This is a genomic window from Vulcanococcus limneticus LL, from assembly GCF_943369875.1.
GTDB classification, from domain to species: Bacteria; Cyanobacteriota; Cyanobacteriia; order PCC-6307; family Cyanobiaceae; genus Vulcanococcus; species Vulcanococcus limneticus_A.
This window is the reverse complement of sequence record NZ_CALROT020000011.1, coordinates 87,443-97,705: the sequence shown is the minus strand read 5'-3', so window position 1 is coordinate 97,705 and position 10,263 is coordinate 87,443. Positions and strand designations below refer to the sequence as shown.

General features: G+C 67.2%; 9 protein-coding genes. 7 read left to right on the top strand and 2 right to left on the bottom strand.

Annotated features, from left to right (window positions below; translation table 11 throughout):
• From ACLV7J_RS12805 to mutT, 4 genes are all read left to right on the top strand, one after another.
• On the top strand, positions 1-768 hold a 768-nt coding region (locus ACLV7J_RS12805), incomplete at its 5' end, for a sigma-70 family RNA polymerase sigma factor (RefSeq protein WP_411869456.1).
• A 314-nt stretch (positions 769-1,082) separates the two neighbouring features.
• Positions 1,083-1,922: a phosphate/phosphite/phosphonate ABC transporter substrate-binding protein gene (locus ACLV7J_RS12800; protein ID WP_411869455.1), complete on the top strand. Its 840-nt coding sequence runs from the start codon at positions 1,083-1,085 to the stop codon at positions 1,920-1,922.
• Positions 1,915-3,102 (top strand): diguanylate cyclase domain-containing protein, encoded by a 1,188-nt coding sequence (locus ACLV7J_RS12795; protein WP_411869454.1) that lies wholly within the window; start codon positions 1,915-1,917, stop codon positions 3,100-3,102. The genes ACLV7J_RS12800 and ACLV7J_RS12795 overlap by 8 nt, the downstream gene beginning before the upstream one ends.
• Positions 3,103-3,212: 110 nt before the next feature.
• Positions 3,213-4,355, top strand: coding sequence for an 8-oxo-dGTP diphosphatase MutT (gene mutT, locus ACLV7J_RS12790; RefSeq protein ID WP_411869453.1), 1,143 nt, complete (start codon positions 3,213-3,215; stop codon positions 4,353-4,355).
• Here mutT and ACLV7J_RS12785 read toward each other — a convergent pair.
• The gene (locus ACLV7J_RS12785; protein ID WP_411869452.1) at positions 4,352-6,181 is read right to left on the bottom strand and encodes a putative bifunctional diguanylate cyclase/phosphodiesterase; all 1,830 of its coding nucleotides are present in this window, start codon (positions 6,179-6,181) and stop codon (positions 4,352-4,354) included. The two genes, mutT and ACLV7J_RS12785, sit on opposite strands and share 4 nt — an antisense overlap.
• Positions 6,182-6,291: 110 nt before the next feature.
• On the opposite strand from ACLV7J_RS12785, the gene ACLV7J_RS12780 reads away from it, so the two are divergent.
• Both ACLV7J_RS12780 and ACLV7J_RS12775 read left to right on the top strand, forming a co-directional pair.
• A complete protein-coding gene (locus tag ACLV7J_RS12780; protein ID WP_411869451.1) occupies positions 6,292-7,416 on the top strand; it encodes a carbohydrate kinase family protein in 1,125 nt (374 codons plus the stop codon).
• Positions 7,413-8,129, top strand: a complete 717-nt coding sequence (locus tag ACLV7J_RS12775; protein WP_411869450.1) for a glycosyltransferase family 32 protein — start codon at positions 7,413-7,415, stop codon at positions 8,127-8,129. The genes ACLV7J_RS12780 and ACLV7J_RS12775 overlap by 4 nt, the downstream gene beginning before the upstream one ends.
• Here the strand turns inward: ACLV7J_RS12775 and tsaE are convergent.
• Entirely contained in the window at positions 8,111-8,611 is a 501-nt protein-coding gene (gene tsaE, locus ACLV7J_RS12770; RefSeq protein WP_411869449.1) for a tRNA (adenosine(37)-N6)-threonylcarbamoyltransferase complex ATPase subunit type 1 TsaE, read from the bottom strand. The two genes, ACLV7J_RS12775 and tsaE, sit on opposite strands and share 19 nt — an antisense overlap.
• Positions 8,612-8,786: 175 nt before the next feature.
• Here tsaE and ahcY point away from each other — a divergent pair, with 175 nt between their 5' ends.
• The gene (gene ahcY / locus ACLV7J_RS12765) at positions 8,787-10,226 is read left to right on the top strand and encodes an adenosylhomocysteinase (protein ID WP_411869448.1); all 1,440 of its coding nucleotides are present in this window, start codon (positions 8,787-8,789) and stop codon (positions 10,224-10,226) included.
• Positions 10,227-10,263 lie beyond the last annotated feature (37 nt).

Sequence of the window (10,263 nt, the reverse complement as noted above, 5' to 3'; positions counted from 1 at the left end):
GTGGTGCAGCTGCGCAAGCGCCTGAAGGGCGGCCGCCGGGCGAAGGAGCGGATGGTGGCGGCGAACCTGCGGCTGGTGGTGAGCGTGGCGAAGAAATACACCAAGCGGAACATGGAACTGCTGGACCTGATCCAGGAGGGCACGATCGGTCTGGTGCGGGGCGTGGAGAAGTTCGACCCGACGCGGGGCTACAAGTTCTCGACCTATGCGTACTGGTGGATCCGGCAGGGGATCACGCGGGCGATCGCGGAGAAGAGCCGCACGATCCGGCTGCCGATCCACATCACCGAAACGCTGAACAAGCTCAAGAAAGGTCAGCGGGAACTGAGCCAGGAACTGGGCCGTACCCCCACGATCACGGAGCTGGCGGAGGCGGTGGAGCTGCCGGAGGAGGAGGTGAAGGACCTGCTGTGCCGTGCGCGCCAGCCGGTGAGCCTGGAGACGAAGGTGGGCGACGGGGAGGACACGGAGCTGCTGGACCTGCTGGCGGCGGATGGCAGCCAGCCGGAGGAGCTGGTGGATGGGGAGTGCCTGCGGGGCGACATGCGGGCGCTGCTGGAGCGTCTGCCGGACCTGCAGGGTCGGGTGCTGAAGATGCGCTATGGCATCCCCTGTGCCGATGTGCCCAATCCCGATGAACCGATGAGCCTCACCGGCATCGGCCGCATCCTGGGCATGAGCCGCGATCGCGTGCGCAACCTTGAGCGCGATGGCCTGGCGGCGCTGCGGCGGCTCAGTGAGACGGTGGCGGAGTACGTAGCGGCTTGAGGTGGCGCCTGGTGCCGGGGCGTGTGCTGCGGCGCTGCCTGCGGCACGCTTTGCAGCACACGCCCCGGCACCAGGCGGTCTGGGGGTGGTGGGGGGGGGGGGAGTGAGCTTCCCCGACGGGATGACTTGGAGGTCAGCGGGGGAGCACCGCTGATCTGGGGTGTCTCTAGACCCTCGCTCCCCACTGGTGTGTGACGGAGGGTGGGGAGTTTGGGGGCGTTCCGTTAGTGCTGGCTAGGTTCCTGGGGATGTTGAAGCTCTCTCCCCAGGGATGGCGGTCGTGCCGGGCGGTTGGCTGGCCGACGCTGACGCTGTTGCTGCTGGCCGGCAGCGGGCTGGGCACCGGCGTGCCGCCCGCCCATGGTGCGACCTGCCTGGGCCAGGCCGACGGCCCGCGCTGGCGGGTCGGCATCGTGCCGCAGCTGCCACCCCGGGAGATCGTGGCCAACTGGACGCCCGTGCTCAGCGCGGTGGGCCAGCGCTCAGGCCAGTGCTTCGAGCTGGTGGTGGCGCCGTCGATCGCCGCCTTTGAGAAGCAGCTCCGTGCGGGGGATCTCGATTTCGCCTATCTCAATCCCTACCACCAGGTGATGGCCCAGCGCTGGCAGGGATTCGTTCCCCTGGTGCGCGATGGCCTGGTTCCCCTGGAGGGCCTGCTGGTGGTGCGCAAGGACAGTCTGGTGCGCCGTCTCGCGGATCTGAACGGTGCCACCGTGGCCTTCCCGTCTCCGAATGCCTTTGCGGCCTCCCTGGTGCCACGGGCCCTGCTCGCCCGCGAGGGCATCCGCATCACGCCCAGCTACGTGCGCACCCACTCCAACGTGTACCGCTCCGTGATCCTCGGCAGCAGCCGGGCCGGTGGTGGTGTGAACAACACCTGGCGGCGCGAACGGCCGGAGGTGCGCGAGCAGCTGCGGGTGCTCTGGCGCACGCCCCCGTTCCCCTCCCATCCCTTCTCCGCCGCCGCCAAGGTGCCTGCCGCCGTGCGACAGAAGGTCCAGACGGCGTTCCTGCAACTCGGCAGCACGGCCCAGGGGCAGAAGCTGCTGGGCAAGGTGCAGTTGCCCAAGGTGGTCAAGGCCGACCACCGGCGCGATTACGCGCCGCTGACGCGGCTCGGGCTGGAGCGCTTCGTGGTGGAGGGGGGTGACTGATCGCCGCCAGCCCAATCTGCCGCCGGTCGCCCTGATCGCGAGTCTGGGGATCCTCGGCGGCGTGGTGGTCTCCGGTCTCTCCTACCAGTACTCCCGCAACCTGATCGAGCAGTCGCAGGATCGCGCCAGGGTCGCGCTGGCCCGGGGGCTGGTGGTCGCCTTGAGCGACGACCTGGTGGTGCACGACTACGCCGGCCTGGAATCGCGGCTGTTGCAGGCCATGGCCGACGAGTCGCTCGCATCCGTGCTGGTGACCGACACCGCCGGCAAGGTGCTGGTGAATCTGCAGCGCGATCGGCCCCAGGCCGAGCCAGCCCTGCTGTTTGAACCCACGCAGATCCCCACACCCGGCAAGGGCCAGGCCGCCGGCAGCCGCACCGGCGACCTCACGACGCGCTGGACGGTCATCGAGTCGGGGGAGCCGGTGGGCTGGCTGCGCCTGCGCACCTGGTCGACACAGACGGATGCGGTGCTGGATCTGCTGGCCCGGCAGTACCTGCTGCTGGGCGCGCTGGCGGCGGCCTTGCTGGGCACCATTTTCGGAAGCGGGTACCGGCAGATCCGCCGGCAGGCCGAGCAACGCGAACACCGCCTGCAGAAGGAGAAGGCCGAGCTGGAACGCAAGGCCCTCACCGATCACCTCACCGGCGTCTACAACCGGCGCGGCCTGGAGCTGGAACTGCAGCGCACCCTGGAGAACCCGGAGCGCCGCCGCCAGGCCCAGCTGGCCATCTGCATGATCGACCTGGATGATTTCAAGCCGGTGAACGATGTCTACGGCCATGGCATCGGCGATCAGCTCCTCCAGGCCGTGTGCCGTCGGCTGCGCGGCATCCTGCGGGACGGGGATCTGCTGGCGCGGCTCGGCGGCGATGAGTTCATCGTTGTGTTCCAGCACTGTGGGGATGCGGCGCTGGCGCTCCAGCTGGCCCGGCGGATCACCACGGGCCTGAGCACCACCTTCCGCATCGAAGACCTGCAGGTGCGCATCGGCGCCAGCGTGGGCGTCGCCCTCGATGTGGATGCTCCGGACGACTCCCTGGCGGCCCTGCTGCAGCGGGCCGACCAGGTGATGTATCGGGCCAAGGAGACGGCCAAGGGCCATGTGGCCCTGGCGCCGGGCCCCACGACCCTGGAGTCCCCCCGGGTCTCCGACCTGGCGGACAGACTGCCCCAGTGAGTGCGCCGGCGTCCGTGGCGGTCAGCCCTGATGGGACCCTCCGGCCATCCCCATGGCCACCCTCCCGGTGGGCTTCCGACGGGGAGAGGCTGGCGGCCACGGCGCCGGCGTTGCGCCAGCAGCTTCTGGACTGGTGGGAGCGGCAAGGCCGGCGCAGCCCGGAGCAGAAGCCCTGGATGTTCACCGCCGACGGCCGCTGGCCGGCATCCGGCGAGGACCTGTGCTGTCTTGGCGCCTGGGTCGCGGAGGTGATGCTGCAGCAGACCCAGTTGCAGGTGGCGCTTCCCTACTGGCGGCGCTGGATCGCGGCCTTCCCGAGCCTCGAGGCCCTGGCCGAGGCCGAGGAACACGACGTGCTGCTGCACTGGCAGGGCCTCGGCTACTACGCCCGGGCCCGGCGGCTGCACCAGGGGGCGCGGCGGCTGCTGGAGCCCGCGGGTGCCGCCGCCGCAGGGGCGGCGGCCGATCCCTTCCCCCGCACGCTGGAGGCCTGGCTGGCGCTGCCGGGCATCGGCCGCAGCACCGCCGGCGGCATCCTCTCCTCGGCCTTCGATCTGCCCCAGCCGATCCTGGATGGCAACGTGAAGCGGGTGCTGGCGCGCCTGATCGCGAGCCCCCGGCCGCCGGCGCGGCAGCTCGCCGGGTTCTGGCAACTGAGCGAGCAGCTGCTCGATCCGCGGCGGCCCCGGGAGTTCAACCAGGCGCTGATGGACCTGGGCGCCACCCTCTGCACCCCCCGTCAACCGCGCTGCGGCGCCTGTCCCTGGCAGGGGAGCTGCGCTGCCTACGCTGCCGGCGATCCCGCCCGCTATCCCGTGAAGGACGCCAGCAAGCCCCTGCCCTTCCAGGTGATCGGTGTGGGGGTGGTGCTCGATGGCGACGGCCGGGTGCTGATCGACCAGCGGCTCAACGAGGGCCTGCTCGGCGGCCTGTGGGAATTCCCCGGCGGCAAGCAGGAGCCGGGGGAGGCGATCGAGGCCACCATCGCCCGCGAGCTGGCCGAGGAGCTGGCGATCGAGGCGTCGGTGGGGGAAGAGCTGATCACCCTGGAGCACGCCTACAGCCACAAGCGGCTGCGCTTCGTGGTGCACCTCTGCCGCTGGACCTCCGGGGAGCCCCAGCCCCTCGCCAGCCAGCAGGTGCGCTGGGTGCGGCCCGAGGAGCTGGGCGCCTACCCGTTCCCGGCGGCCAATGCCCGGATCATTGTGGCGCTGCTGGAGCGGCTGGGCGGAGAGGCGGCTGGGGCTCCCTAAGGCCCACGGCGGTCCAACGTGGCACGCATCCGATCGCCCATCTGCTGCGCCGTGAGGGGCTTATCAAAGAAATAGCCCTGATACGTGTCGCATCCCAGCGTTTGGAGCAGCTGCCACTGGGCCTCGTTCTCCACCCCTTCGGCCACGGTCTGCAGCCCGAGTTGGCGGGCAATGAGCAGCACGCCCTGCACCAACTGCAGATCGGTTGTGCTTTCTGGGAGCCTCTGGACAAAGCTCTTGTCGACCTTGACCACCTGCACGGGGAAGGTCTGCAGCAGCTGTAGGGAGGAGTAGCCCGTGCCGAAGTCGTCGATCCCGAGCCGAAAGCCGCCGGCCACCACTTCTTCCAGTTGCTGGAGTGCCAGCGCCCTGTTGCGCAGAACAGCTGTTTCGGTGATCTCCAATTCAATCTGATCGGGTGTGATGCCATGGCGCCGGCAGGTGGCCAGCAGCAGCTCCCCCACCGACGGCTCCTCAGCTGACGGTTCGAGTTGCACCGACGACAGATTGATCGCCAGTCGCGGCGGTTGCAACCCCTCCTGACGCCAGCGGTCCAGTTGGGAACAGGCCGTGTCCAGCACCCACTGACTCAAGCCACGGATCTGACCGGTCTGCTCCGCGATCGGGATGAAGACATCGGGTCCAATGCTGCTGCCGTCTGGTTGCGGCCAGCGCAGCAGAACTTCCGCGCCGATCCAGTCGCCGTGGCGATCCACCTGGGGTTGATAGACCAGCTGGAAGCCCCCGCGCTCGATCGCCAGGTCGAGGTCTCTCTCCAGGTGCAGACGCCACTCGATCGCCTGGCTGAACGCCTCTGAGTAGATGCAATAGCCGGCCTGGCCCCGCTGCTTCGCCTCCATGAGTGCGGTATTGGCCTGTTGCAGCAATGTCCTGGCACAGGTGACTCCGCTGGGATTCAGGGAAGCACCGCCGCTGAGGGTGAGCCGCAAGGGCAGCTCAAGGCGCTCGGCAAACCCGCGTTGGATCGTTTCCTGAAACAGCCGGACAGCCGCTTCCGCCTCGGTGGCCAGATCACTGGAAGCGGGAGCGCTGGGATGGTCGGACCCTTGTCGGTTTGGGTGCAGGATCACCAGGAATTCATCGGCCTCCAGGCGGGCCAGCCAGGCCCCGGCGGGCAGCTGCTGGCGCAACATGGCGGCCGCCTGCTGGATGACGACATCCCCGGAGGCCTGGCCGAAGCTGTCGTTGATCGATTGAAAGCGATCCAGATCCAGATTGATCACGGCCAGATCAGGATCCGGTTCGTGATCGAGAACACCTTGTAACCATTGCTCGGAGGCCAGGCGGTTAGGCAGTGTGGTGAGTTTGTCTTCCAGGAGGAGTTGCATGACCTCCGTGAGCTCCGTCATCACGCCTTCGGTGATGAGAAGCCCATTCTCGTGGCCATAGATCCTTGAGCGGACCTCGTGCCAGCCCCAATCGCCTTGTTGTTTTCGAGCTCGGAAGCGCTGGCTGGAGAAGGATGGAACCGCGCCTGGGTCAATGCCTTGGTAGCAGCTCTGGTAATGGGCCTGGATGTAGGAGACCATCTCAGCCTGGTCGTCGGGGTGGACCTGGCTGACCATGTCGGTCAGGAAAGCTTCTGCAGATCCTGTGGCCCAGACCTCAGCGGACGTGAAGTGGGTGAAGCAGGCATCGGCACTGGTTCGGTTGTAGGTGCGCATCGCCTCTCCTTCTGGGAAGAGGGCAAAATTGAAAATATCGACGCCGGCATCGCTCGTGCTCAGGATGAGCTGGATGGCACGATTTTTCTCGGTAGCCAATGTGTCTTTGCCCGGGCCGTTCTGATCGACAAGGCGGTGCATTGCTGCTTCGCCGGGCCCTTGGATCCCCATTATGAGGTACGCAGCTGGCTCTGTCTCGTTGCCGCGCCGTCGGAGTGGCTGCAGGCTGACCGCAGTTCCGATCCGTCTGGATGAATGCCCGAGTTCTGTCTTCGGTCATCCCCTCAGCAGTGCAGCCTCCCCAGGTGATCTGTCTGGGGGAAGCCCTTCTGGATCGGCTGGGGCCGCCCGGCGGCGATCCGGCCACCGCGCCGGCCGATCAGCTCGACGACCGCCTGGGGGGAGCCCCCGCCAACGTGGCCTGTGCCCTGGCCCAGCTGGGCACGCCCGTGGCCTTCCTCGGCCGCCTGGGGCGCGACGCCATCGGCGCGGCGTTTGCCGAGCTGTTCGCCCGGCGCGGGGTGGAGGTCTCGGGCCTGCAGTGGGATGGGGAGCGGCCCAGCCGCGTGGTGCTGGTGCGGCGCGACGCCTCGGGAGAGCGCCACTTTCAGGGCTTTGCGGGCGGCCGGGATGGCGGTGCCGGCGGCGGCGTGGCTGACGCGGTCTTCGCCGACCAGGCCCTGGCCGCCGAGGCCCTGACCGAACCGCTGCAGCGGCTGATGCCCCAGGCCGCCTGGCTGCTGGTGGGCACGATTCCCCTCGCCAGCCCGCCGGCGGCCGGTGCCCTGCAGCTGGCGCTGGAGCGGGCCGCGGCCGCGGGGGTGGCGCTGGCGGTGGATGTGAACTGGCGGCCCACCTTCTGGGATGGGTGCGCAGCGGCGACGGCGGGCCCATCGGCGGTGGCGACGGCGCGGATCCGGCCCCTGCTGGAGCGGGCCGCCCTGCTCAAGCTGGCGGCCGAGGAGGCCACGTGGCTGTTCGCCAGCCGGGATCCCGCGGCCATCCGCGCCGCCCTGCCCCAGCGGCCCGCCGTGGTGGTGACCGATGGCAGCGCGCCGGTGGCCTGGTGCTTCGGCGACCAGGCGGGAGCGTTGCCGGCCTTCGCGGTGCCCGTGGTCGACAGCACCGGTGCGGGCGATGCGTTCCTGGCCGGGCTGCTGCATCGGCTCTGCCTGGAGCCCGACCTGCTGCGGGCCGCGGCGGACGATGGGCCGCGCCTGCAGGCCGCCATCCGCTTCGCCAGCGCCTGCGGCGCCCTGGTGTGTCAGGGCTCGGGCGCGATCGATCCCCAGCCGATCGAGCAGACCGTGACAGACTTCCTCGCAGGACAATCGAACGAATCGGCAACGCCCCCTAAATCAATGATCGGGCCATGAATAACAGTCTTTTCAGTATCTATATTCAAAAGCATAGTTGCGAATCGCAAGTGTCGGCGCCCTTGGCTCGTCACATCGCATCGTTTAAGGATCATTGTCGGGCATGCTCGGGTACGCACTATCTGCTTGGCGACCAGGATATCCGCGAGGTCTTGGCGGCCAGGCTCGATCGTGCCGTCCTCAAGGCATACGACAGTGTCCGTCCACACGCCTTCAAGTCCGACATTGCCCGCTATGCTCTTCTCTATGTTTACGGGGGAGTTTATGCTGATATCTCCATGCAATTCCTGAATCCACTTCCACCTCTGGTGGATCAGGAAAATGCCTGTCTGAGTTATGGAATAAAAAAGCCGAATATCTACAATGGCCTGCTTGCAGCGCGGCCAGGAGAGCCCCTTTTCGGTAAGGCTCTAGAGTTAATAGTCGAACGGGTCCAAGCGCGCTATTATGGCCCTACGCCAGTCAGTATCACCGGTCCCAGACTATTGGCCGATGCATGTGAAGAGGTGTCCACTTCCGGTTGTCGCTTTTACACCGTCAGAGCCCTGACCCCAGCCATGAGCCATCTCAATATGGCGATTCTGGATGAACAGGGAAATATTATCTGCCTCCGCAATAAGCAGAAGGTGGGTGGGGTCGAAGAGCTCGGACTGCCAACGACTGACTATCGACAGATGTGGAAGGCGCGCGAGGTCTACGGAAGCCCGGGCTGATCCACCAGGGCCAGGCGACCACTCGCCGGATCGCCACTCCAGGCCAATGAGAGCTTGATCCTCCACGCCCGTTCGGGTCTGAAGCTCAGCCTGCAGGGCCATTCCACCGCCAGCAGGGCCCCGAGCGCCAAGGCCTCCTCCTCCTCTTGGGCGAAGAGTTCGTCGGCTGCGGCCGGCAGCTCTAGGCGGTAGAGGTCGAGGTGCACCAAGGCGTGTCCTGATCTCCTTCCCCACGTCTCACCGTAATGATGAGCCAAGGCGAAGGTGGGGCTGGTGATGGCTTCCGGGATGCCGAGGCCCTCAGCGATGCCTTGCACCAGGCAGGTCTTGCCTGCCCCCAGATCACCCTCCAGCAGCAGGATGGCCGGCGTGGCACCCGTGCCTTGGGCGGCGGCGGCAGCCGTCAGCCATTGCTCTGCCAGCTCACGGCCTAGGGCCTGAGTGGCGGCCGCATCGGCCAAGAACACGTTGCGGGATTCCATTCCGGTAGATTGGCCTCAAGCGAGCCCGAAGCCTCGGCGTCTCTGCAGATATTGCACAACACTCCCTCTCCAGGCTGGAATTGACCGGCGGAGCTGGAGCATCAGCATCCCTGACGTCTTCTCTGATGACGCTGGGGTCTTCCTGCATCCACACCCCAACCCTACGCGTCCAACCATGGTGGTCACCCCCGCCCCAGTCTCTGCCAGCCCCGCGCTGCAGACCACGTCGTCGTACGTGATCGCCGACCTCGGCCTGGCCGACTTCGGCCGTAAGGAGATGGCGATCGCCGAAACCGAGATGCCCGGCCTGATGGCCCTGCGGGCCAAGTACGGCGCCGAGCAGCCCCTCAAGGGCGCCCGCATCGCGGGTTCCCTGCACATGACGATCCAGACCGCCGTTCTGATCGAGACCTTGGTGGCCCTCGGCGCCGAGGTGCGCTGGGCCAGCTGCAACATCTTCTCCACCCAGGACCACGCCGCTGCGGCCATCGCCGCCGCCGGTGTGCCCGTGTTCGCCTACAAGGGCGAAACCCTGGATGAGTACTGGGCCTTCACCCACCGCATCCTCGAGTGGGGCGATGGCGGCACGCCCAACATGATCCTCGACGACGGCGGCGATGCCACCGGTCTGGTGATCCTGGGCACCAAGGCCGAGCAGGATCTCTCCGTGCTCGACAACCCCTCCAACGAGGAGGAGACCGCCCTCTTCAACTCCATCCGCCAGAAGCTGGCGGCCCAGCCCGGCTTCTACTCGCGCATCCACGCCAACATCCAGGGCGTCACCGAGGAGACCACCACCGGCGTGGCCCGTCTCTATCAGCTGCAGAAGAGCGGCGAGCTGCCCTTCCCGGCGATCAACGTCAACGACTCGGTCACCAAGAGCAAGTTCGACAACCTCTACGGCTGCCGCGAATCGCTGGTCGACAGCATCAAGCGCGCCACCGACGTGATGGTGGCCGGCAAGGTGGCCCTGGTGCTGGGCTACGGCGATGTGGGCAAGGGTTCGGCCCAGTCGCTGCGGGGCCTCGGCGCCACCGTGATGATCGCCGAGATCGATCCGATCTGCGCCCTGCAGGCGGCGATGGAGGGCTACCGCGTCGTCCGTCTCGACGACGTGGTGGGTGATGTGGACATCTTCGTGACGGCCACCGGTAACTTCCGGGTGATCCGCCACGAGCACCTGATCCAGATGAAGGATCAGGCGATCGTCTGCAACATCGGCCACTTCGACAACGAGATCGATGTGGCGTCGCTCAAGCAGTACCCCTGGGACAACATCAAGCCCCAGGTGGATCACATCGTGCTGCCCTCCGGCAACAAGATCATCCTGCTGGCCGAGGGTCGGCTGGTGAACCTGGGCTGCGCCACCGGCCACCCCAGCTTCGTGATGAGCAACTCCTTCACCAACCAGGTGCTGGCCCAGATCGAGCTGTTCACCAAGGGTGATCAGTACGGCAAGGAGGTGTACGTGCTGCCCAAGCACCTGGATGAGGCCGTGGCCCGTCTCCACCTCGACAAGATCGGCGCCAAGCTCACCGAGCTCACCGCCGAGCAGGCCGCCTACATCAACGTGCCGGTGGAGGGGCCGTACAAGCTCGACCACTACCGCTATTGAGTTGGTGCTCCCTGACGGGAGCTGTCCGGGGCAGGCC